At 63.1% G+C, this 22,186-nt stretch carries 22 protein-coding genes; 8 read left to right on the top strand and 14 right to left on the bottom strand.

Annotated elements, in window-relative coordinates; translation table 11 throughout:
• The first annotated feature begins 176 nt into the window (after nucleotides 1–176).
• On the top strand, nucleotides 177–1,007 hold the full coding sequence (locus tag ACNR9O_RS08750) for a terpene synthase family protein (protein WP_473681467.1): 831 nt from the start codon (nucleotides 177–179) through the stop codon (nucleotides 1,005–1,007).
• A gap of 354 nt (nucleotides 1,008–1,361) precedes the next feature.
• Here the strand turns inward: ACNR9O_RS08750 and ACNR9O_RS08745 are convergent, their stop codons facing one another.
• A complete protein-coding gene (locus ACNR9O_RS08745; protein WP_473681469.1) occupies nucleotides 1,362–1,847 on the bottom strand; it encodes a MarR family winged helix-turn-helix transcriptional regulator in 486 nt (161 codons plus the stop codon).
• Nucleotides 1,848–1,913: 66 nt separating this feature from the next.
• Between ACNR9O_RS08745 and ACNR9O_RS08740 the strand changes: the two genes are divergently transcribed.
• On the top strand, nucleotides 1,914–2,204 hold the full coding sequence (locus ACNR9O_RS08740) for a DUF1330 domain-containing protein (RefSeq protein WP_473681471.1): 291 nt from the start codon (nucleotides 1,914–1,916) through the stop codon (nucleotides 2,202–2,204).
• Nucleotides 2,205–2,274: 70 nt separating this feature from the next.
• On the opposite strand, the gene ACNR9O_RS08735 is transcribed toward ACNR9O_RS08740, so the two are convergent.
• On the bottom strand, nucleotides 2,275–4,032 hold the full coding sequence (locus ACNR9O_RS08735; RefSeq protein ID WP_473681473.1) for a SulP family inorganic anion transporter: 1,758 nt from the start codon (nucleotides 4,030–4,032) through the stop codon (nucleotides 2,275–2,277).
• A gap of 88 nt (nucleotides 4,033–4,120) precedes the next feature.
• Here ACNR9O_RS08735 and ACNR9O_RS08730 point away from each other — a divergent pair, with 88 nt between their 5' ends.
• Entirely contained in the window at nucleotides 4,121–4,324 is a 204-nt protein-coding gene (locus ACNR9O_RS08730; protein ID WP_473681475.1) for a hypothetical protein, read from the top strand.
• Nucleotides 4,325–4,501: 177 nt separating this feature from the next.
• Here the strand turns inward: ACNR9O_RS08730 and ACNR9O_RS08725 are convergent, their stop codons facing one another.
• The gene (locus ACNR9O_RS08725) at nucleotides 4,502–4,762 is read right to left on the bottom strand and encodes a hypothetical protein (RefSeq protein ID WP_473681477.1); all 261 of its coding nucleotides are present in this window, start codon (nucleotides 4,760–4,762) and stop codon (nucleotides 4,502–4,504) included.
• A 424-nt stretch (nucleotides 4,763–5,186) separates the two neighbouring features.
• The gene (locus ACNR9O_RS08720) at nucleotides 5,187–5,657 is read right to left on the bottom strand and encodes a hypothetical protein (RefSeq protein WP_473681479.1); all 471 of its coding nucleotides are present in this window, start codon (nucleotides 5,655–5,657) and stop codon (nucleotides 5,187–5,189) included.
• A gap of 1,007 nt (nucleotides 5,658–6,664) precedes the next feature.
• Here ACNR9O_RS08720 and ACNR9O_RS08715 point away from each other — a divergent pair.
• Both ACNR9O_RS08715 and mgtA read left to right on the top strand, forming a co-directional pair.
• Nucleotides 6,665–7,159 carry a hypothetical protein gene (locus ACNR9O_RS08715; RefSeq protein ID WP_473681481.1) on the top strand — a complete coding sequence of 165 codons (495 nt, stop codon included), beginning with the start codon at nucleotides 6,665–6,667 and terminating at the stop codon, nucleotides 7,157–7,159.
• Between the two features lie 54 nt (nucleotides 7,160–7,213).
• Nucleotides 7,214–9,763, top strand: a complete 2,550-nt coding sequence (mgtA, locus tag ACNR9O_RS08710; RefSeq protein WP_473681483.1) for a magnesium-translocating P-type ATPase — start codon at nucleotides 7,214–7,216, stop codon at nucleotides 9,761–9,763.
• Nucleotides 9,764–9,772: 9 nt separating this feature from the next.
• On the opposite strand, the gene fdhF is transcribed toward mgtA, so the two are convergent.
• A complete protein-coding gene (gene fdhF / locus ACNR9O_RS08705; RefSeq protein ID WP_473681485.1) occupies nucleotides 9,773–12,463 on the bottom strand; it encodes a formate dehydrogenase subunit alpha in 2,691 nt (896 codons plus the stop codon).
• A gap of 179 nt (nucleotides 12,464–12,642) precedes the next feature.
• Nucleotides 12,643–14,217, bottom strand: a complete 1,575-nt coding sequence (locus ACNR9O_RS08700) for a right-handed parallel beta-helix repeat-containing protein (protein ID WP_473681487.1) — start codon at nucleotides 14,215–14,217, stop codon at nucleotides 12,643–12,645.
• On the opposite strand from ACNR9O_RS08700, the gene ACNR9O_RS08695 reads away from it, so the two are divergent.
• The 3 genes from ACNR9O_RS08695 (at nucleotide 14,216) to ACNR9O_RS08685 (ending at nucleotide 15,815) form a co-directional block, all read left to right on the top strand.
• Nucleotides 14,216–14,458 (top strand): hypothetical protein, encoded by a 243-nt coding sequence (locus tag ACNR9O_RS08695; RefSeq protein ID WP_473681489.1) that lies wholly within the window; start codon nucleotides 14,216–14,218, stop codon nucleotides 14,456–14,458. The genes ACNR9O_RS08700 and ACNR9O_RS08695 overlap by 2 nt on opposite strands.
• Nucleotides 14,459–14,495: 37 nt before the next feature.
• Nucleotides 14,496–14,768 (top strand): hypothetical protein, encoded by a 273-nt coding sequence (locus ACNR9O_RS08690; RefSeq protein ID WP_473681491.1) that lies wholly within the window; start codon nucleotides 14,496–14,498, stop codon nucleotides 14,766–14,768.
• A 150-nt stretch (nucleotides 14,769–14,918) separates the two neighbouring features.
• Nucleotides 14,919–15,815, top strand: coding sequence for an isocitrate lyase/PEP mutase family protein (locus ACNR9O_RS08685; protein ID WP_473681493.1), 897 nt, complete (start codon nucleotides 14,919–14,921; stop codon nucleotides 15,813–15,815).
• Nucleotides 15,816–15,899: 84 nt separating this feature from the next.
• On the opposite strand, the gene ACNR9O_RS08680 is transcribed toward ACNR9O_RS08685, so the two are convergent.
• The 8 genes from ACNR9O_RS08680 to ACNR9O_RS08645 form a co-directional block, all read right to left on the bottom strand.
• Nucleotides 15,900–16,382 (bottom strand): cupin domain-containing protein, encoded by a 483-nt coding sequence (locus ACNR9O_RS08680; RefSeq protein ID WP_473681495.1) that lies wholly within the window; start codon nucleotides 16,380–16,382, stop codon nucleotides 15,900–15,902.
• A gap of 135 nt (nucleotides 16,383–16,517) precedes the next feature.
• Nucleotides 16,518–17,273, bottom strand: a complete 756-nt coding sequence (locus ACNR9O_RS08675) for a molybdopterin-binding protein (protein WP_473681497.1) — start codon at nucleotides 17,271–17,273, stop codon at nucleotides 16,518–16,520.
• Nucleotides 17,266–18,198, bottom strand: coding sequence for a cytochrome b/b6 domain-containing protein (locus ACNR9O_RS08670; RefSeq protein ID WP_473681499.1), 933 nt, complete (start codon nucleotides 18,196–18,198; stop codon nucleotides 17,266–17,268). Before ACNR9O_RS08670 ends, ACNR9O_RS08675 begins: the two co-directional genes overlap by 8 nt.
• 344 nt (nucleotides 18,199–18,542) lie before the next feature.
• Nucleotides 18,543–19,154, bottom strand: coding sequence for a M17 family peptidase N-terminal domain-containing protein (locus ACNR9O_RS08665; protein WP_473681501.1), 612 nt, complete (start codon nucleotides 19,152–19,154; stop codon nucleotides 18,543–18,545).
• Nucleotides 19,155–19,207: 53 nt separating this feature from the next.
• Nucleotides 19,208–19,888 carry a hydrolase gene (locus ACNR9O_RS08660; RefSeq protein WP_473681503.1) on the bottom strand — a complete coding sequence of 227 codons (681 nt, stop codon included), beginning with the start codon at nucleotides 19,886–19,888 and terminating at the stop codon, nucleotides 19,208–19,210.
• On the bottom strand, nucleotides 19,889–20,239 hold the full coding sequence (locus ACNR9O_RS08655; RefSeq protein ID WP_473681505.1) for a UBP-type zinc finger domain-containing protein: 351 nt from the start codon (nucleotides 20,237–20,239) through the stop codon (nucleotides 19,889–19,891).
• Between the two features lie 3 nt (nucleotides 20,240–20,242).
• Nucleotides 20,243–20,626, bottom strand: coding sequence for a TraR/DksA family transcriptional regulator (locus ACNR9O_RS08650; protein WP_473681507.1), 384 nt, complete (start codon nucleotides 20,624–20,626; stop codon nucleotides 20,243–20,245).
• Nucleotides 20,627–20,774: 148 nt separating this feature from the next.
• Nucleotides 20,775–22,145, bottom strand: coding sequence for a PoNe immunity protein domain-containing protein (locus ACNR9O_RS08645; protein ID WP_473681509.1), 1,371 nt, complete (start codon nucleotides 22,143–22,145; stop codon nucleotides 20,775–20,777).
• Nucleotides 22,146–22,186 lie beyond the last annotated feature (41 nt).

The following is a 22,186-nucleotide window of genomic DNA, read 5'->3' as shown; positions in this document are numbered from 1 at the left end:
CCGCGAACTCCTGGCCATGCACCCAAAATGACTGCCGCGCGGAACGTTTGGCGGGTGCATGGGATGGGTGTTGCATCGTCATGGTAATCACGCTTTCCGCAAATAGGAGCCGGACACGGCGCGACGGACGTTAGCAGCGGCGAACAACGGGGTAACCGGGCTATCCAGCCAGATTGATGGGCGCGCCCGCCACGCCATGGCGCGTGTCAGAACGCTTCGCCTGGGACGATTTCCACGGCCGTTGTGCGATTTTGCATCGCCACCGCGCCTGGGCACGGTTGTGCGACGCCCTGCATGCAACGTTAGACGCGCCGCAGGACCATCTTGACCATGCCGAGCCGCTGATCGCTGGCATGGCCGACTGGATGCATCGCTTCGCGCACTTGTTGACACCTTCGTGGACGACGCGTTTCGAGCGGCATTTCCATCAGATCATCGAAGGCTACGATCAGGAGTACGGTCAGCGCGTTACCGGCCGGATGCCGACTCTGGACGCCTATATCGCACTGCGCCGCCTTACCTTCGGCTATGACGTATGGCTCGACTGCCTGGAGCTGGCCGCCGGGCAAACGCTGCCGCCGGCGCTGCTGGCCTGGGATGAATACCGTCGCGCCGGCCTGGCGAGCCAGGAGTTCTCTGGCTGGTACAACGATCTTTGCTCGCTGCCGAAGGAGGTGGCGGCTGGTGAAATCCATAACCTCGGCATATGCCTCATGCATCAACACGGTCTCTCCGCGTCGCAAGCGTTCGAAGAGACGCGCCTTCGCATCGAGGAACACGTGCACGCCTTCCTGCGGGCAGAGACGCAACTGTTGCGCCGGCTGGACGCCACTGCACTTCCGACGGAGATCGATCGCACCGCGCGGCATTGCGCATCCAACATGCGCAACTGGATTTCCTCGGTGTACTGGTTCCACCACGAATCCACCCGCTACCGTGTGACGGATTGGCCGGACGGCACGCACCCGCCCTATGTGACCGACGCGCAGGGGACGCATGCGCGATGAGTGCCGTCGCCATGACGGAGAACAAACCTCCGGCTCGCTCACGCCAAATTCGCAGAAACCTCGCGAGCCTGTTCCAGGGCTGTATCGCGATCAAATTCACGGGGTCTGCCTGTGGATGCATGGCGCGTGTTTTGGACTGATTGATCAATCATGCCGCCCGACTCTTCGTCCGGGTCGACTCATGCATCAGCCGGGTGCTGCTATATGTGTTGTCAGTCCGGCGTGCGATGGCTAAGAAACTCCATGCGCGGGACGCTTGCTGTTGGTTACTTGCTTGACGTCACGAGCGAAGCCAGCAAAGCCTGACAGCGGTGTCTGATGCCGCCCGCCCCACCCCTTGGACAGCCGGGGCGATTAGGCATCCGGGGAATCGACTAGTGAGAGAGTTGAAGCGGCAACTTGCGCAGCGACTGCAAGCCGAGACATGACATCCCCTGCAGTGCGCGACGTCTCCTCGCCAAGCGTTGCAGCCAGCTGGTTACGGGCGCACGTCCAGGCGTCAATGGACTTGCCCATCAGTCGGCGCCCCTTGTCCGTAAGCGAGAGGCGCTTGCCTGCTCTGCCCTGCCCTCCACGACTGCGCACGAGATCCCTCTGCTCAAGACTCTTTACGCTGCGACTGAGAGTGGTTGCGTCGACACCTGCTCGAGCCGCCAGCTCAGCGAGCGTCGGCTCGTGACTCCCCTCGATGCCCACCAGGAGGCTGAATTGCTCCGAGGTGATCCCCAGGGGTCGAAAGCAGGCGTTGTAGTAGCGGGTAAGTGCCCGGGCGGTGACTCGGGCCTGGAAGGCCGGGCATTCGGTTTCGATGCGGTGATAGAGATCAGAAGCCGTTGTCATTGACGGGTCTCGACAAACTGTGAATCGGATAATACTGTATATGCATTATTATCAGGGAGCTGCTCGATGCCGGCCTATGTCCACGTCAATCTGCGTATAAAAGATCCAGCCCGTCAGGCCGCCCTCGCGCCACTCTTTCAGGCGGCGCTCCAGGCAGCGGGAGGGCGCATCCTTCACTTTGGACCCGTCGCGCAGATACTGGAAGGAGACGTAGCGCCGCTGCCCATGGCCGGCATCTTCGAGTTCTCGAGCCTGGCCGATGCGTTGGCGTTCTATCGGTCACCGGAGTACGCGCCCATCAAGGTTGAGCGCGATGCGGCGCAGGAGGCACGCATGTTTATCGTGGACGCGGGCTGAGAGGCTGGCCGACGATCATGTGGGGTGAATAGGGGCAATGCCGCCCTGAGCTTGAATGACAGGAATCCCCTTACGAGGATCGCGACGGATCGGTTGCCGGCGGGTCGTTATGGCCGGCCCGGTGTCTTTCCGCACGCGGCGAAGCCAGATACGCACGCGCCTCGGATAGCGCGGCCTCATATTGATCCACCATATAGAGCACCCCCTCCTGAGGGTGAAGCGCCATCTGCTGGACGATGCGTTTAGGCTGGGGCTGCAGGCCCGAGATGATGAGGACGATGCCCCGACGCTTGCAGCGATCAAGCAAGGTCCTGAGCGCATGCACACCGCTGGCGTCAATGATGGGTACGAGCCGCATGCGCAAGATGAAGATTCGTGGCGGCTGCAGGAACTGATCGAGCAGGTCATCCAGCCGATTGGCTGCACCGAAGAAGAGTGGCCCGCTGATCTGGTACACCTCCACGCCCGGCGGCAGCTGTCCACGCTGCGAGGCATCCTGCTCGGAGAGCTCTTCGCCGCCCTCGCTCAGCAGACGAATGCCCGTACTGACTTCCACGGCATCTGCCATGCGAAACATGAACACGAACGCCGACATCACCAAGCCCACTTCGATACCGACAGTCAGATCGAAAAAGACGGTCAAACCGAAGGTCAGGAGCAAGACCAGGCTATCGCCCCGCGGAGCCGACAAGGTGTGCCGGAAATGTTCGACTTCACTCATGTTCCACGCCACCACCAGGAGCACTGCCGCCAGCGCCGCGAGCGGCACGTACTTCATGAGGGGTGCCAAGGCGAGCATAAACACCAGCAAGAAGACCGCATGCAGCATGCCGGCCATGGGTGTCCGGCCGCCTGCGCGAATATTGGTCGCCGTGCGTGCGATCGCACCTGTTGCCGGCAAGCCACCGAACAAGGCCGCGCCAACGTTCGCGATCCCCTGCGCGACCAATTCGCCGTTGGAGCGATGACGTCCACCAGTCATGCCATCGGCCACCACCGCCGACAGCAAGGATTCCACACCCGCCAGGAACGCGATCGTGAACGAACTGGGCAAGAGCTCGCGCGTGCGCTCGAGCGGTATATGGGGAATCTCGAACACAGGCAAAAGCGACGGCAGCCCACCGAAGCGGCTCCCGATGGTTTCGACAGGCAAGGCGAGCGCGAGACTGCCCGTGGTGCAAATCAAAAGTGCGATCAGAAAACTGGGCCAGGCAGGACGCCAACGACGTAACACGAAAATCGTCGAGAGCCCCAGCAAGGTCAGCACGACGGTCGCCGGCTGGAGCGTGGACAGATGCTTGGCGTAGGCGACCCAGCGGCCCGGTACATCAGGCGGAACGTCGGCGATGCGCAGTCCCAGGGCGTCCTTGACCTGACTGGAGAAGATGCTGACCGCGATGCCGGCCGTGAAGCCGGTGATCACCGGCTGCGGCATGTACTTCATCAGGGTCCCAAGGCGGATTAGTCCCGCCCCGATCAGCATCAGGCCGGCCAGCAGCGTGCAAAGAATCAGTCCGCCAAAACCAAATTGCTGGATGACGCTGAAAACCACTGGAATGAAGGCCGCCGTCGGGCCGCCGACCTGGACCCGCGAGCCGCCGAAGGCCGAGATCAGGAAGCCCGCGACGATGGCGGTATACAAGCCCTTTTCAGGGGTTGCGCCACTTGCGATGGCCAGGGCCATGGCCAACGGAAGAGCCACAATCGCGACCGTCAGGCCAGCGATGGCATCGCAGCGCAGATCGCGCCAGTGATACCCCTGCCGCCATACGGTGACCGACTTGGGTACAAACTGCTGCAGATAGCGACGAACGGCAGCCTGGTCCACGCGCCCCTCCCTCAAAGAGGTGGTTCGGAAGCACATCGTATTATCATGGGAGATAAGTGCCATGGCCGATAGGCCGCCAGAGTTGCCGATGCCCATCGAAAGTCGCACCGCCCGTCTCACTGTCCTGATCGATCCCCGCAAGAAAGCGGTGTTCGAGCGCCTCTGCACGGAAGAAGATGCCACCCCCTCGCAGGTCGTCCGTCGGCTGATCCGGACTTATATCGAGCAACGCACCGGGCGCCCCTGGCATTCCGAGGATGACGGCACTTTGGCTCCCGGCACCAAGGAGTAAGTGACCTCATCGAAAGGCCGCGCCATCTCCGGCTTGGGTCGGTCGCCATGCTCCTCGGCATCGATGACCGATGCGGCGCCGGGAATCTGATGGATCGTCGCTGGCTGACCGGTCGGCTCGAACGCGACTTGCTTCAGGTGGGGTCGGCGACACGCGTTCGCTGACCCGGGCACACCCTCAGCCCTCGCTCTCCCATGAGCACCAGACAACGAGCCACCCCTCTCGCATCGACTGCCACACCTTGATTCGTGCCTGCTGCCCCCGCAGCAGGCCATAGGCGGCCATGCGCCTGGCACCCTCGATCGCCTCCGCCTGGGTGCGGTGAACCTCGAGGCAATGGTCTGGCTCTCCCCTGCTGAGCAGCCAGGCCGGCTGGTCCGCCACCATGGAGGCCTGGGGCGCGACAAAAAAATCCACGATCGCTTGATGGGGTGACACGGAAACCTCCTTCACGACAGGCACGGGCACCGATCTGCCCTGCACCACCAACCCGGGCATTGATCCAGACCAACTAGCCACAGGGCGTTCGGCGCGCCGGCCTCAAAAAGAGGGATGCCCGGAACCTTGGGGGCGTTCCAGGCATCCCTAAAGCGATGTGCGCCGTCCTTGACCAGCGCGTAATCACGGCCACCTCGAGGAGATGAAGCAACCGTGCCCGTCATATCCACATCCCCATGCGCACGTGAGGTCGGTATCCACCACTGCAGCATCGCGATGGCTGATTCAAATCCGGTGGCCGTCCAAACCTGATCAGCCAGGGCGCGTAAATCGTGTTCCCGCTGACCAATCTGTCGCGTATCGCCACCAGCCACCCAAGGAGGCATGGGGCCGTTCGCGGGCATGGCTGTCAGGTCACCACGGGCTACCGGCGCTTCCTGTGGGTGGGTGCCACATGGAAGCGCGAGGACGACGCCATGTGGTTCGTAAAGACATCGAACAAGGGGCCATCCTCCTGAGGGATGGCGATATGCCGACCGATAGTCGCCGCAGCCAGACGCGCCAACTCCAGCGGCAGCGGTGATACGTCATCGGGCCAGAAGGCCAGCGCCAGAGCGCCGAGCCTGTAGGAGTCGTCCATATGGGCACGCGCCTCGCCATAGCCGGTCTTGGCATCGTTCAGGCCCTGCTCCTCTCTCCGAGCGGCGATCAGGCATTGACAAGCCGCCTGATTGAGCTCGCGAAGATGACGCCCATAGTCACGAAGGCATTCCGCGAAGAGCGCGCGGTACCGCGACATTTCCGCACCATCCCCTTTGCTGAGATCCTGATCCACCACTGCCGCGACGCAACGTACCGGCAGTCGACGAACCAGCGCCGCCAACGTGCTTTCCATGACGGAGGGCTCGAGCTGCAGCGAGCCGCATAGCTGAGGGGCTGCGTCATGCAGCCAATCGATGGACCGTTTGGAGCCCGGACGCGATGTCGTGGCGCCCCCAGCGTCACGCCGCAGCGCGTGCAAAGTGCTCGCCGATTGCGTCAGCGTTCCCCACGTACCAAGGACCGTTGGCCAACAGAGCGTGAGCACGGATATCTGTCGCTGCTCCGTTTGAAAGATGTACTCACCCGCAAACGCCATTTGGCCAGGATTGACGCTAGCCAATCGCGGCGATTCGAGTATCGGCATGTTCGCCAGGTCCTGTTTCGTTGATGCATCAGCCAAGGGCCGGTCACGCACCGTGCGCGCGCCAGCAGTCGCCGAGCCCCGCCTCCAGAAGGCGATGCATCGACAAGCGACTACGCTTTGCCCTGGCAACAAAATTACCACCGTAGTCGTAGTACATACAAATTAAATGATAATGACATTATCATGATTCACCCCTGGCCAGTGCCGCTCCGCGCCTCGGGCTCATATGAAATTTCCATTGTTTTCATGGGGTTGATCGCCATCACGACGACGCCTGCCCGTTAAGATCTCCAGCCGCCGCGTCACGCCCAGCCAAGGCGATACCGGGACCGAATCGTGACCCATGGCTCAGCGCGCCAGCCCGTACTCGGCGGGCTCGTGCTGCCGCTTACGCATGGAGGCGAGCGCAACGCGCTTCGTGGCGACGACTCGGTGGCAATCAGGAGCTCACCGACATACCGCATCCGCAAACACGGCGGTCGGCTTGCGTTGCCGCGACAACGGCCGGAATAACCCGTGGCGGAGTCGTTCTTCAGCAGCCTCGGAAGGGTGCGTGCGTGGCCGCGCTTACAGGAGCCGCGAGGAAGTACGCAGCGACATCCTATGACTTTGGAAATAGGCGATCGGCATCCTTGATCAAGATCAATTCGCGCGTATTCGGTCACTTTAGGTTGTGAGAGCGCCTTGATGCGCTATCTCATATTTGGAAGCGAGCCATGAAGAACACTCTGTCTCTCCTGCTTGTTGTTGGCTCCCTCTTGATCGCCACTCTTCAGGCCGCGTCTGCGGCAGATCGCGACCTGAGCTGCAAGCTCACCTTTTCGTCCAAAGAATGGTCGGCGCTTTATGCGAGTGCCGTCGGGCAAGGCACGGTTACTTGCAAGGACGGGTCGTCGATGCCGGTGGCCATCAGTGCCAAGGGCCTTGGCATCACCGCGGGCAAGTGGCGGATCATCGATGGCAAAGGCACGTTCACCCACGTTGCCAATATCAATGACGTCATCGGCAGCTACCTGTCTGTCAGCGGCGATATCGGCGTGTCGAAAGCAGGAACGGCGCGTGCACTGACCAAGGGCAACGTGTCACTGGTGCTCGCCGGCAAGGGCGAAGGATTCGATGTCGGCATAGCTATCAGCGATTTCAAGATCAGCAAGGCGGCCGAGGCGGCCAAGCCGACCGCCGAGCCGGCCAAGCCAGCCAAGTCCAAGTAGAGACGCCCGCAAGGCAAGGCTTGCGAGCCCTTCGGGAAGTCGCGTGGATCACTGATGAGCCATGTCGAACGCTACTGGGCGCAGTCCGATCGCGATGTCCTGGTCGCATTGAAGTCCGGCGTCGAAGGGTTGACCAGTACGGCCGCCGCATTGCGCCTGAGGCAGTTCGGGCGCAATGCATTATCAGGTCCTTCGGTCCGCCCCTGGGTCGGGCTTCTGGTGAGCCGTTTTGCCAATCCGCTCGTGATCATTCTTGTGGTCGCGGCACTGGTATCGCTGATCGCCCGCGAATGGGTCGATGCCGGGATCGTGCTGGGAATCATTGCGCTGACAGCGATCTTGAGCTTTGCGCAGGAGTATCGGGCCTCACTAGCCATCGAGGCCCTGCGGCGACGCGTGAGCGTGACAGCCGACGTCGTTCGCGACAACGCCCATCAGACGATCCCGGCCGACCGGGTCGTTCCGGGCGACATCATCGAACTATCCGCTGGCACTCTGGTTCCCGCCGACGCTCTCTTGCTGGAGGCGCGTGACTTGTTCGTCAACCAGTCCATGTTGACGGGCGAAACGCTACCGATGGAAAAGCGCCCGGGCGTATGTGCCGTGGGGGCGACTCTCGCTTCACGCACCAACTGCGTATTCATGGGTACGTCGGTTCGCAGTGGCTGGGGGCGGGCCGTGGCCGTGGATACCGGACGCGGAACCGTTTTCGGCGGCATCGCCGATCGGCTGAAACTGCGCCCGACGGAAACCGAATTCGAAAGAGGGCTGCGCCGCCTCGGCGGGTTCCTGATCCGCCTGATGCTGACCGTCGTGGTGGCAGTGCTGGCGATCGACATCATGTTGCATCGGCCGACGATCGATACGCTGCTCTTCGCCGCGGCCCTGGCAGTCGGCCTGTCGCCGGAACTTCTGCCCGCCATTCTGACCATCACGCTTTCGCACGGAGCGCGGGCAATGGCACGGGAAGGCGTGATCGTCAAGCGCCTGAACGCGATCGAGAACCTCGGGAGCATGGATGTGCTGTGCACGGACAAGACCGGGACGCTTACGCGAGGCGTGATTGCACTCGATGATGCTGTAGACCCCGACGGCCAGCGCTCCACCGAGGTTCTTCGCCTGGCCATTCTCAACGCGCGCCTGCAGACGGGCATACGCAACGCCCTGGATGATGCCGTGGTGGCGCGGAGCGAGCGCGACGAGCTGTCACGCGCGGTGGCGGCAAAGCTCGACGAAATCCCCTACGACTTTCAGCGTCGCCGCCTCAGCATTGTGGTCAGCACGGCGGCCGGCTCGAACGCCACGTTAATTACCAAGGGCGCCGTCGAGAATGTCCTGATGATTTGCAACTGCGTCCGTATCGGCCAGCAAGAGCTGGCTCTCGACGAATCGCTTCGTGACAGGCTGATGAAGCGCTTCGTCGACTGGAGTACCCGGGGCTTCCGCGTGCTGGCCGTCGCATCGAAACCGCTCGCCACGAAGGAGCGCTACGGAGCACAGGACGAGGCTGGAATGGCCCTTGCGGGCTTCCTGCTCTTCTTCGACCCGCCCGAGCCGCAGGTCAAGGGGGCGCTCACGGCCCTGGAGGCTCTGGGCGTCGACGTCAAAGTCGTTACCGGCGACAACCGTTTTGTCGCGGCGCATGTGGCCGAAACGATCGGCATGACACTGAAGGGAACACTCACTGGTGACGAACTTCAGCGCCTCAGTGACGAGGCGCTATGGCAGCGTGCGCCGTCGATCACGCTATTTGCGGAGATCGAGCCCAATCAGAAGGAGCGCATCATCACGGCATTGCGAAAGACCGGCCGCGTGGTGGGCTACCTGGGCGATGGCATCAATGACGCCCCTGCCCTGCATGCCGCCGATGTCGGCATATCCGTGGACACGGCAGTGGATGTCGCCAAAGATGCGGCGGATTTCGTCCTGCTGAAGCATGACCTGAAGGTCATTCACCGAGGCATCGACGAAGGGCGACACACCTTCGCCAATACCATCAAGTACATCTTCATCGCGACCAGCGGCAACTTCGGCAACATGATCAGCATGGCGCTGGCTTCGGTCTATTTGCCGTTCCTTCCCCTGCTTGCCAAACAGATCCTGCTCAACAACTTTCTGTCGGACATCCCTGCGATGGGTGTGGCTGGCGATAATGTCGACCGGGAATGGGAGCGCACGCCGCATCGCTGGGATATTCCGTTCATTCGGCGCTCGATGCTTACCTTTGGGTTGACCAGCACCGCATTCGACCTGATTACGTTCGCCGTTCTGCTGAAGGCGGCGGGCGGCGATCATGCCATCTTCCGTACCGGCTGGTTCCTGGAATCCCTGTTGACCCAATTGTGGACACTCCTGGTGATCCGCACCTACCGGCCGTTCTACCGAAGCCAGCCGGGCCGCTTTCTGGCCTGGGGCACCGGGGTCATGACGTTGATAGCGGTCGCCTTGCCGTATGCCCCGGGATCCGACCTGCTCGGCTTTGTTGCCCTGCCCGCGCCCATCGTCATGGCCGTCATGCTGATCGCCGTGTTGTTCGTCGTGGCCATGGAGGCTATCAAGCGCCCCGTCTACCGCCGTATCGGTCGCAGTGGTCGCGCGCGGTGAGCGGCGCCCTCAGGCCATGCTGACTCGAACCGCGGTGACCTTGTACTCCGGTGCGTCGGTCATCGCGTCCCGTCCGGATCCGGTCACGCGGTTCAGAGCACGCGCGGGGTCGTGGAAAGTCGCGAACAGTTGCCCCGGCGCAACCATGTCGGTGATGCGCAATGGGATCACCGCCGTGCCATGGCGGCTTTCCACGTGGATCGGCATGCCCTCGCGCAAATGCAGCCGCTCCGCATCCAGGGGGTGCATGTCGAGCGTATCGGTAGGCCGCAGTGCAAGCTGCCCGGCGGAGCGGCCGGTCATGGTGCCGACGTTGAATTGGTAAAGGCTGCGCCCCGTCATCAGCAGAAATGGATAGGCGGCGTCCGTGCACTCGGCGGTAGGCAGATAGGGAATGCATTCGAGCTTGGCCCGCTCTCCCAGGGCGAAGCGTTCGACATGCAGCACCGCGGTGCCGGGATGGCTCTCATCCGGGCACGGCCATTGCAGGCCGCGCACCGCCAGTCGCTCATAGCTCATGCCGGCCACGGCAGGCCACAGGCTGCGGACTTCGTTCCATATGGCCTCGGCGTCTGACCGCGCGAACTGGGCGCCATACCCCAGCGCGGAGGCGAGGCGACAAAGTATCTGCGCATCGTCCAGCGCCGCGCCGCGCGGCGCGATGGCGCGGCGAACGCGCTGCACACGCCGCTCGGAATTCATGAACGTGCCGTCTTTCTCGAAGCTCGACACCGCAGGCAGGAAAACGTGGCCGAAGGCGCGAGCGGTCTCGTTGAAGAACAAGTCCTGCACGATGACCAGCTCCAGCCTGGACAGGGCATCGCCGACGACGTGCATCTGCGCAAGACTGGCAAGGATGTCATAGCCGATCACGTACAGGGCCTTGAGCCGCCCCGCGCGGGCCGCATCGATCATCTGCAGCAGATTCAGGCCCGGTGTTTGCGGTGGTGTCACGCCCCATGCGGCAGCGAAGCGCGCAGCCGCACCCGTCAGGGGCTGCGAGCCCGTCAGGGAGTTCGGGTCGCATCCCATTACTGCCGCGCCTTGCACGTTGTTCTGTCCGCGCAAGGGGTTGACCCCTGCGCCGGGGCGGCCGATCTGTCCGGTCAGAAGTGCGAGGTTGATCAATGCCATCACGCCATGCGTACCTTGCACATGCTCGGTGACGCCCAGGCCATGCAGACACATGGCAGGCCGGGTTCCGGCATAGAGGCGGGCGGCGGCGCGTATCGCGTCGGGAGCGACACCGCAAATATCCGCCGCGCGCTCGGGCGTCCATGCCGCAACGAACGCAGCAAAGGCTTCAGCGCCGTCCACGCGCGCGGCGAGATAGTCGCGATCGACCAGCGCCTCGGCGAACATGACCTGGGCCAGCGCATGCAGCAGCGGCACGTTCGTTCCGGGCCGAGGCGCCAGATGCACGTCGGCGATGTCCGCCAGTGCGGTGCGGCGCGGATCGATCACGACCAGGCGCGCGCCACGCCTGACCTGCTGGCGGATGCGCGCGCCGACAACCGGGTGATTCTCCAGCGGATTCGCCCCGACGACGAGGAAGCCGGCGGCCTGCTCGATATCGTCGAAGCTGTTGGTCGCGGCGCCGGCACCGAGCATGCGCTTGAGCGCGGCAGCACTGGGCGTGTGGCAGACACGGGCGCAGCAGTCGATATTGTTGGTGCCGATAGCTACTCGCGCGAACTTCTGCGCCAGATAGCCTTCCTCGTTGGTCGCCCGTGAAGAGCCCAGCACGCCCACTGCGTCGGGACCATGCGTGGAAACGATCCGGCGCAGCTCCTGTGCGGTGAAGGCAATGGCGGTGTCCCAGTCCGCCTCGCGCCATTGGCCGGCGCCGCGAATATGCGGCGAGGTCATGCGGTCGGGGGCATCGACGAAAGCGTGCGCGTAACGGCCTTTCACGCAAAGGTGCCCCCGGTTCGAGGGGGCATCCAGCACCGGACGTGCGGACACCATGCGGTCGCTGGTGACGCCGATCGCCATCTCGCAGCCGACGGCGCAATAGGGGCAGACCGTGCGAGTCCATGCGGCGGGTGGCGGCTCGGACCACGCAAGGGCGTCGGTCAGTGCCGCCGTGGGACAGGTGTCCACGCAAGCGCCGCAGCCCACGCACGAACTGTCCGCCAGCGCCACCTCGCCCTCCGTGGCGATGCGCACGTCCGACCCTCGCCCGAACACATGCCACACCGACTCGCCCTGCACCTCTTCGCAGATGCGTACGCAGCGCCGGCAGGCGATGCAGCGATTCATGTCCACCCGGATATGCGGATGCGAGGTATCGATCTCGATAGGGCCGATGTCCGCGCCGCCGGGTGCGATACCGGATTGGCGCAAGGCGCGGTGCAGCGGCTTGTCCGGAAAGCGCTCCATGTCGCCCGGCGCCACGCGATCAGCCAGCTCCTCGAAAAGCTGGTGGCGAAAGGCACGGACCGCGTCACTGTCCGTGCGGATCGTGCAGCCTTCGTGCAGGCGTTCCCGGCAAGCCGGGCGGTTCATATAAGGCAGGCCAGGCCCCGGAGAGAACTCCACCATGCAGGACCAGCATTGGCCGACCGGGGCAAGGCGATCATCGTGACACAAGGTGGGCGGATCGATACCGAGCATGCGGAGCGCTTGGAGCACGGTCAGGCCCGCGGCGAATTCATGCACTTCGCCGTCAACCACGACTTTTAGTCGCGTAGCGCCCATGGAATGAGTCTACTCCGCGCATTCTCCGGCGGCATCGGACGAACGGACGAACGGCGTGGCGTTGTGACGAACACCCCTATGCTCGCTCGCGGAATTTCCGCGAGCGGCACCGATTCCGCGAGCCGCGCCAAGGCGGCTTATGAGCCATGGCCTGCGCCAAGTACCCGGCCAGCCTGCGCTCACTGAAAACTGCTGCCGGCATCCTGGTTGTAAGGCGCCGCTTGCCACTGTGCAGGGCTCAAGCTTTGCCCCTGGTCATGCACCATGAACTGCCAGGGGCCAACATACTTGTTGCTGCCGAAGACGTTGGCTTGGTTGAAGGTGATGGCCTGTTCAATCACCTCGCCCTGGTACGGCGACCACGACGGATAGGTTCCCCAGTTCGAAAGCACGCCCTGCCATCCGCACCCGTTATCCGGCGTGCAATTCGATCCGATATGGGCCGGAGTGAGGCTGAACACATTGCCTGTGACCTGGATGTTCTGGCTTTTCCAGCGGCAATCCGAATAGTACGGCGCCTTGTTGATCGTGCCCGCCACGCACGTCGACAGATTCACCACCGCGGGATTCACCAGCGTGCAGTCGCCGCTGCTAGTGTTGGCGGGCGAATTGCAGAAGCGATCGGCGTTCTCCCAGATCACGACACCCGACCAGTTGTCGGTGAAGGTGTTTCCGGTGATCGTGATGGTCTGATAGCGAGCGGGAACGCGGCTGTCGCCACCGCTCTCGGAGAGGTAGATGGCACTCGTTGGAAAGTCGGGATTGGCCGGTCCGGCCGTATTGGCGTTCCGCAGGAACGCATTGTTCTTGATCAGGGCGTTGTAGGACGTCTCATAAATAATGGCCGAGTTCTCTTCGTCGCTGAAAACGTTGTTCTCGATATCGAAATCGTTGTTGTTGGTGTCGGCCCACAGCCCCGGGCCTTCATGGTTGTGGTGAAACCAGTTATTGGTGATGGTCGCCTTGTTCGTTGCCCAGAACTTGCCACCTCCGGTGCAGCCGCAATCCGGGCTGGCGGTTTCCCAGCGATAGGTGTTGTTGTAGGAGATCTCGTTGTGGTCGATGACGACGTTCGACACGCCGTTGGGCTCATAGGCGCTGAAGCCGTACTGCCCGTTATTGGTCAGGCAGTTGTATTTCACGGTATTGGAGCTTCCGACGAACACGCCGGCGCCCGCGTTGCCTTGCACGGTGTTGTACTGGATCGTCCATCCGTGGCCGGCATCGTGATTGACGACGCCTTCGTTGTTGTTCGCGCCTGAGCTGCCGAAGTTCTGGATGGTCAGATATTCAATGGTGACGCCGGTGGCCTGGCCGGTGAAGGCATACAGATTGGCCTGCTGGCCATCCAGGATGGCGCCGGGGCCGCCGATGAAAACGCTGTTGTTGGCCGGAATGATCTGGCTGTAATTCCCCGTGCCGAGCCGATGGATGCCGGGAGCGAACCAGAAGATTTTTCCGGCCTGATGGAAATTGAAAGTGCTGTTATCGCCGGCGGGTACGGTAATGGCTCCTGTCGGCGGCGCTGACGGGCCCGTCAAGATGGACGCGTTCCCGCAAACAGCTGTGGCGGCCGCGAACTGCGAAGGGAGTGCGGCCGATAAACCTATGCGGCCATGCCCGCTCCATGTCGATGCGCCAAGCGCAGGCACGCCGGCAGCGTATGGCTGCGCGACGACCGACGCCGTCGATAAAATAGCTGTCAGCGCGGCGATATGGCCGGCCTTCCGTAGTGCGTCACGAACGATCCTCATGAGCTCCCCTCCTTTTGATGATGAGGCGGCACGTCATTGCGACTGGCGCCAGGAGGGGCCGACTATCGCTCAAACATTCGCTAGCGAAATGGGATTGGCGACACAATGCGCCGCCAATCTTCCAGTGCCTTGGGAAAAGGGGTATTTAGGCTGGGATGAAACCCGCCCTGTTCGCGATTTATATCGCCGGGTGAAATCCGTCGGGAATCGCCCCGCCGTTCTTTTTGGTATCACTGAATAACTGCTCTCTATCCATTCACCGGAAGCGAATAATCCTTATGCGTCTGCGTACTGTCGGCATCATGGCGTTCTGGGCTGGCCTGTTCTTGTTCGCCTGGGGCGTGGTGGCGTTTCTGGCTGCCGCCGCCAGCGTCAGCGGCGGCGCTTCCGGCGCGCATCCAATCATAGATTTTGCATTTGAGCACTTCTTGAGCGCCGGTCCGCTCCTGGCCCTCGCGGGCCTGGTCATGTGGCTGATCGGAAGGGAGAGCATGAGGCTGAAGCGCGAGCTGCAACGCCACGCCCAGGACGAAAAAGGAACCAAGTCGTGATATTTGCCCTGCTGGTGTTGCAGACCCTCGCGCCGAAGGGCTGCGCATAGCTAAAGATTCTGACAGCGCGGCCAGGCCGCCCAATGGTCTGATTCACCTGCCCGGCGTCGGGTGCAGACACAGGCCAGGATCATGAGCCACGAACAGAGAATGCGTGCCGAGCTTTTTCATCAGCTGCATGCCGGTCCGGCGCCGCTGATACTGCCCAATGCCTGGGATGCCGGCAGCGCGGGGGTGATCGAAAATGCGGGCGCCAAGGCGATCGCCACCACCAGCGCCGGCATGGCCTGGGCGCTTGGCTACCCCGATGGCGAGCAGTTGCCCGTGCCCGAGCTGCTGGCGGCCTGCCGGCGCATTTGCCAGGTGGTCGGCGTGCCGGTCAGCGTCGATATCGAGCGTGGTTATGGCCGTGATGCCAAAGAAACCGGTGACCTGGTCGGCGCGCTGATCCGGTTGGGCGTGGTGGGCATCAATATCGAGGACGGCACCGACGGCACACAAACGCTGGCGCACCCTGGCGTGCTGTGCGAACGCATTGCCTGCGTGCGAGCGATTGCGCAGCAGCATGATCTGCCGTTTTTCATCAATGCGCGCATCGATACATACCTGAGCAGGCTGTCACCGGAGGTGCGCCTGGAGGAAACGCGAAAGCGCGCACTGGCCTATGTCGACGCCGGCGCCGATGGCATCTTCGTGCCTGGCCTGGCCGATGCCGAGGACATCGCGACGCTCGTACGCTGGCTGCCGGTACCGCTCAACGTCTACGCCGGCTATCCGGGCGCACCTGTCGCGCAGGCGCTTCAGCCGCTGGGTGTGCGGCGCATCAGCCTGGGTTGCGGCCCGATGCAGGCGACGCTGGCACACCTGGGCGCCATCGCGGCAGAGGCGCTCGATGACGGGCGCTACGACACGATGAGCGGGCGGATGTTGACCACGGCCGAGGCGAACAGCTTGTTTCGCATGAGCGCACACAAGGTAGACCACACGCGCGAGCTGCCTCACGTCGGCACGGGTAATGGTCCGGTCGCTCAGCTCGTGGCGCGATAGCGCGCTCATTGCTGGCTGACATCAAGTTGCCCGGCAAGGCCCGGCGCAGCCACGCCCCCGGGCACCGCCTTGATCGATTCGGTCTTACTTGGGCGCCCCGCTCGGCGCCGGTACGAGCACGTCGTCGTCCTTGCTCCATGCCGGCGTCGTTATCGCGTAGAACTTCAGCGTCTCACCCTTGCTGGCCCGGATGGAGCGCACGACTGCGGGCGGAATCAGGATGTAGTCGCCCGGTCCCACGGCATGGGCGACGCTGCCTGTCCAGACTTCGCCGTGGCCTTCCAGAACGAAGAAGGATTCCTCGCCCACCTTGTTGTGGCTCCACGCACTGGCATGGCCGGGGTCGAGTTCGAACAGCGCGACGCTGCCGAGCGTCGAGCGCGCACCTTCGGGTGCCGCGCGTCCGGTGAGCTCCTTCAGCCGGACGCCTTCGGAGACCTGCACGAACGGCAATTGGGACGGGCTGATGACTGCCGTGCTTTTCGCGGCATGGACCGGCCCCGTGGCGATCATGGCCACGGCCACGGAAAGTCCAAGGAATAACGGAGAGGCGATCTTGCGTTTCACGATGCGGGTTCCTCGGGTATGTATGGGGCGGCGAAGCGTAGCGCATGCATCAGGCCCCTGCCCTTCACGCGTCACTTTGTGAGAGGCGAGGTGACGCCCTTTCCTTCGCGGGCATTCCTCTGAGCTGCCGAGATATCAAATGCCGGCATACCATTCATAGCCCTGATCTTCCCAGTAGCCGCCCTTGCCTTCCCCGATGTCGTCGAACGAGCTGACCAGTTCGATGCGAGCGAGGTACTTCGCTTGCTTGTAGCCGAGCTGGCGCCCGATCCGCAGGCGCAGCGGGGCGCCGTTGGCCACGGGTAGCGGCTCGTCGTTCAAGGCAAACGCCAACAGGGTTTGCGGGTGCATGGCCTCTGCGAGGTCGATACTTTCGTAGTAAGGCGTGTCTTCTTCCATGTCGTCAAAGCAATGGAATACGACGAAGCGCGCCCGCGTATCGACGCCAACGTGATCAAGCACCGCGGAAAGCGCTGTTCCCTGCCATTTGCCGATGGCGCTCCAGCCCTCCACGCAATCGTGCCGCGTAATCTGCGTGCGCACATCGAGGCGCTTCAGGTCATCGATGGAGAGCGTGGCCGGCTGCCGCACCAATCCATCCACCTGAAGTTTGTAATCGCGGAAGTTATCGGCCATCAGGGCCTGATAGGCTGGCGTGACGGGCATCGTGGTGCCATTGGGATGGAACACCGGCGAGATATCGGCTTCGGCGTATTCCTTGGCCATGCTGCTCGAGGGCGACAGCAACGCCTGCACGCGGCGATTCAAGCCCTCCGCCTTGCCCAGCACGCCGGGTCCCCACAGCGTCCGTGAGATGCGATCACAGCCGGCGACGAGCACGCCCGCCGCACCTGCCATCGTCATGCGCAGGAACGATCGACGATCAGTCATGGGGGCGATCCTCTGCTGGAGCGGATGTACTCGGCGGGTCCCGATTCGGTGGCTGCGCATCAGCTGGCTGGACATGGATCGCGTAATAACCGGTGATCATGCCGCGCAGCTGGTTGAACACACCGGTGATCAGCACTTCGAACAGGTGAATCAACACAAAGGCCACGAAGCCCCAGGCGATGATGAAATGGATGGTCCGGGCCGATTGCCGGCCGCCGACGGCTTCGACCATGGGCGAAAGCACGGCATCCATGCGCGGCGACATGGCCAGGCCCATGAGCACGATGCCGGCGCCGAAGATGAAGACAACGACCAAGTACGCGATCCGCTGCAGGATGTTGTAGCGCAATGCCTCTTCGCCATGCGGATGCTTCAAGCGCAGATGATCGACGATGGATCGGCCGATGCCGCGCCAATCGGCTCCCGTGGGCCACAAGTCGCGCTGCAGGTGTCGCGTGGCTATCGCGTAGCCGACGTAGCACAACCCATTCAGCACGAATACCCAGGCAAAGAAAAAATGCCAGCGACGCCCCATCGCCAGCCACTGCGGGCCGGGCACGGTGAGCCATGAAGGGAACCCGCGCACCTGCGGATTGCCATCCTTTCCGCTCGATACCCCAAGCACGCCGGTTGTCGTGAATGCATGCCTTCCGATGCGGGTGACGCCTTGCAGCTTCCCCGTGGCGTCCTGGCGAGCATCCAGGGCGAAGATGGCGGCGCCCTCGTCAGATCGATTGCCCCAGTAAAGGCGTGGATGCGCGTTGAATATCTGCAGTCCGCTGAGGAACATCAGCGTCAGCGCAAGAACATTGATCCAATGCATGATCCGGATCGGCAGCGGGTGCCGATAGACGAGCCTGCGCGACTCCGAGGTCGCCGCCGGCATCGGCGACGAGGCGAGAGCCTCCTGGTTTTCCGTCGTCATGGCCATACCCCCGGCGAAGCAGGACGCGTGGAACGGCATGCCGGCCAGTCTACTCGCGCGCCAGGTCGATGCGCAGGAAAGCCGATCTGGCCGGGCTGCAAGCCTTATCAGGCCGGGCCGGCGAGCGCGAGTCTCTTTGAGACCGGCCGTCCGCAGCGCTTCCTGGCGATGGCTGTCGACAACACAGCGATGCCCCTTCCCTGCCCCCCCCCCGGTGAAGGACGACGCAACCCGGCGAGCCGGGCATCCAGAGAACGAGGGGCGATGCGCACGGTCGCCACCGCGAACGTGTTGCGACAACATGCGTTACTACAATGGCCCGTCAGGCACTGACGCCCATGACGTTATCGCGCAGAACCGATCTTTTCGATGGCCTCGCGGAACTGCTCGGCCGTGCCGTCGAAATGTGCCGCGCCGACATCGAAGACCCACTGGCGAAGCGATGGGGGCGAGGCCAGGCCGGTGGCAGCTATCCGCGTCTGCGCTGACATCGCATCGGCCACGGCCGCCAGCATCGCAGCGGCCACTCCGTCCGTGGCACCTGGCGGCAACCCCGCATCGAGCAGGCTGGGGGCAAACGCGGCGCTCCGTGCTTTCTGTTGCATGGCGGTCCGGGCCGCTGTCGCAACGGCGGCAGCGGTCACCGCCGGCGACCATGCGGAAGGGTCGCCGAGCCCCACGATCATGACAGCCCGGGCGGCAACCGACGCCGGCGGCCGGTTGATCAGGAGCATCTCCATCGGGCTCGCCCGAAAGTATCCGGCGCGACGAAGCGCCGTCAGTGCGCCACCGAGTGCGTCGTCCAGATGGCGCAGGCCACCCGCCGGCCCCTCGCCGGCCATTTCGTGCTCGAACATGCAGGCGAAAGACAGGTCGACGGATGCCTCCGCGCCGGACCAGGCGGCAACGTCGATGGATACGTCGTGCAAAAACCCGATGGTTCGCCGCTCAGTCATGATCGCCCTCCGCGGGGCATCGATCGCATGGACATGGCACGCGTTGGCGTTGCTCAGAACGGATGGATCATGTCCCGTGCATACGTAAGGCCGATGCCATAGCCGCCGCCATGCGCCTCCACGATGGCGCGTGCGCCGTCGTAGGTTTCGTGGCGGGTCCAGTCGCGTTGCAGTTCCAGCAGCACCTGGATCCAGGAGGTCAGCGTCACGCCCGCCGCCTCCATTCGGCGCAGCGCCAGCTGGTGACTGGTATCGGTCAGGCCGCCGCACGCATCCGCAATGACGAGTACGTCGAACCCCGCGGCTTTTGCGGACAAAGCGCAAAAGGACACGCATGCCTCGGTCAGCAGCCCTGCGATAAGCAGGCGCTTGCGTCCGGTCGCGATGATGGCGGACCGCGCCGCTTCATCCTCCCAGACATTCATGTTGCGCCGCTCGATGGGCCGCACGTCGGGCATGGCTGCCTGGACCTGCGGCATCAAGGGGCCGCTATAGACCTTGCTGGCCGAGGTACTGGCCACCACGGGAAGCTTGAACACATTCGCCGTTTGCGCGACGGCGATGACATTGTCGCGCAGCGTCTGTCGATCGCTCGAGCCCACGCCGAATGCCAGGCCGGCCTGTTGATCGACCAGCAGCAGCGCGCAGTCGGCGGGTGTCATCAGGGGCAACGGAACGCTCATCTTGGTCTCCTTCACATGCGGTGTGACATGTCGGCTCGCGCATGCATCCACTTAATCGTTGAGCAGGCTTTGCCATTGCGCCGGGACTTTCCCATGCGGCCCGGGAACCGGCTGATTCAGAGGGTGCGACAGTGGCGGCCGCAGAGCCGGTCCGTCGAAGAAGGTGTTCGCGCGATAGTCGTAGAACCAGTCTTCGCCGGGCTCAAAGCTGCGAATGACCGGGTGACCCGTGGCATGAAAGTGCTTCGTCGCATGCTGCGACGGCGAGTTGTCGCAGCAACCTATGTGGCCGCATTGGGCGCAACGCCGCAGATGCAGCCACCAGCCACCCGTCTGCAGGCATTCAACGCAGCCATCGCCACTGGGCTCCACCTCGGTGTTGATGGCGACTTCGTGCCTCATGGCTCAGCCTTCAAGCTCTTCTTCGACGGTCAGCGTGGCCTCCGGCACGGCGGTCAGCCTGGCCTTGGGAATGGGGGCGTCGCTTCTTTCGGAGACACCGTATTTCCCCTGCTCCATGCGCTGGAGCGCTTTGAGGACTTGCGCGAGCCGATCCACATTGCGATGGAACAAGGCTTCGTCATTCTCCTGGATCGCCATGCCTTCGGCACTGTCGGCATCGTCGCGCACCTCATCACCGGCCTCGAGCTGCACCGATAGCTCTTCGTGCCCGGCCGCATCCGCCGCCGCTGTCAGTTCGTCGCGCAGCGTGATCAGGCGCGCCTTCTGGGCGTCCAGAAAAGCGCGGTCCAGCATGCCGTGTGCGGGTTGCTGTTCGAGTTCGCTCATTGCTCGTGCCATCGAGGGGTGTCCCTCGATGGTAAGAGCGTTCCGGACAGGTCCACACACCCTTACGGGTGAATCGGGTGGCGGGTGCCAGAAGGTTCGGCCGCCTGAGCGGGGCGGGCTCCGCCGGTGCGATTCGCGGGCTCCGCGGCTAGTCGACGCCAAACATGACGTAGTGAGCACCGACGGCGCGATCGACGCTGAAAGGCACGAAAAGCGCGCCATTCATGGCAAACACGCCGCTCTCGGGAACCACGCCTCCGCAAGTCAGAGCCGATCCAGGGCGCCCGCGGATGATCGCAATGAAGACTTCGCCATGTTCGCCGGATTGGCTGCCCACGCCGATGGCATGGTCGGCATCGGCAGCTTGCACGAAATAGCGCCGCAGGGCGTCGGCCGTCATCGGCATGTAGGTCTCGGCGTGGTCTTGCCAGACATCGTCCGCCTCTTCATACATCCACAAGCCGTATCCATCCCCCTGGCGATCGATGAAGACGTCCTGGTCGACGTGCGTTCGGTAGCCGCCAATGAGTTCATCGTAGGCACTCAGGCTGGCGGATGACGGGGAGTTCGCGGCCTTTGCGGCTGCGCCTTCCTGGTACGCCGGACTGGCGGGCGCCGTAACCGGTCGCTCCGCTTGATGTGAGGCGCTCTGTTGCAACGGGGCGCCGGCTACCCTTTCCCGCGTTTCCGGCGCGTCGATCGTCAATGGATCGACCTTGTAGCGTCGTGCGAAGTCGACCAGATCCTTGGGGTACATCGGATGATCGCGATAGCTCGAATCATCGAGCTCCAGCAGATAGGTGGCCACCGCCGCCCCGATAGCCCAATAGCCGTGATAGGTCATGAACCTTTCGGCCTGCTTCAGATGGCCGCCATGCCAGACCGTCTGCCTCATTCCCGGATACCAGCCATCGAGGTACCGAACGAGGTCCTGGATGCTTTCCTCGTCGGTGTCCCGGTAGAAGCTGTTGATCAGGTCCCGGTACGGCTTGTCGTGAAACCATTTGTCGACGTCATACCGGCCTTCCAGGTCGTAAGCCAGCAAGTCTTCGTAAAGCGTATCCTGCGCTCGATAGTACGGATCCTGCATCGCGGCAATCCGTGGCAGCAAGTCGCGCCGGTGCAGCAAATAGCAGAGACCGATGATTTGAAAGGTCGCCTCGTACTCATCCAGTTCGCCAAAAAGAAACGGCGGAAAATCCGGGTCTTCATAAGCGAGGCGGCGCAAAGGTGCATACGTCTCATAGGCGGCCACGACCTGGCCCAGCTCCTCGCGCATGGATTCCATGGCCGCGCCGCCGGTGTAGCGCAGCAGCAACAGCCAGATTCGAGCCCTGGCGACCGACATGGCGGCGTTGGCCTTGCGCTCAGCCTCCGTGCCATTGGCAGGAAGCTCGCGGCTCCAGAGCTCGATCTCCTCTTCGAGCATCGCGACGGCCCAGTGGAAATAGTGTTCGTCAAGCCAGAGTTGGCGCCGCTTTTGATCGAAGGTTGCTGCCGGTGAATTCATGTCGCGCATTCGAAAGAAAGTCGTTCACATCAGGTGGGTTTGCCCTGTCA

The sequence above is a fragment of the Dyella sp. CR10 genome, from assembly GCF_055814425.1.
Note: the sequence above shows the minus strand (reverse complement) of the source record. Positions and strands in the feature narration are given on the sequence as shown.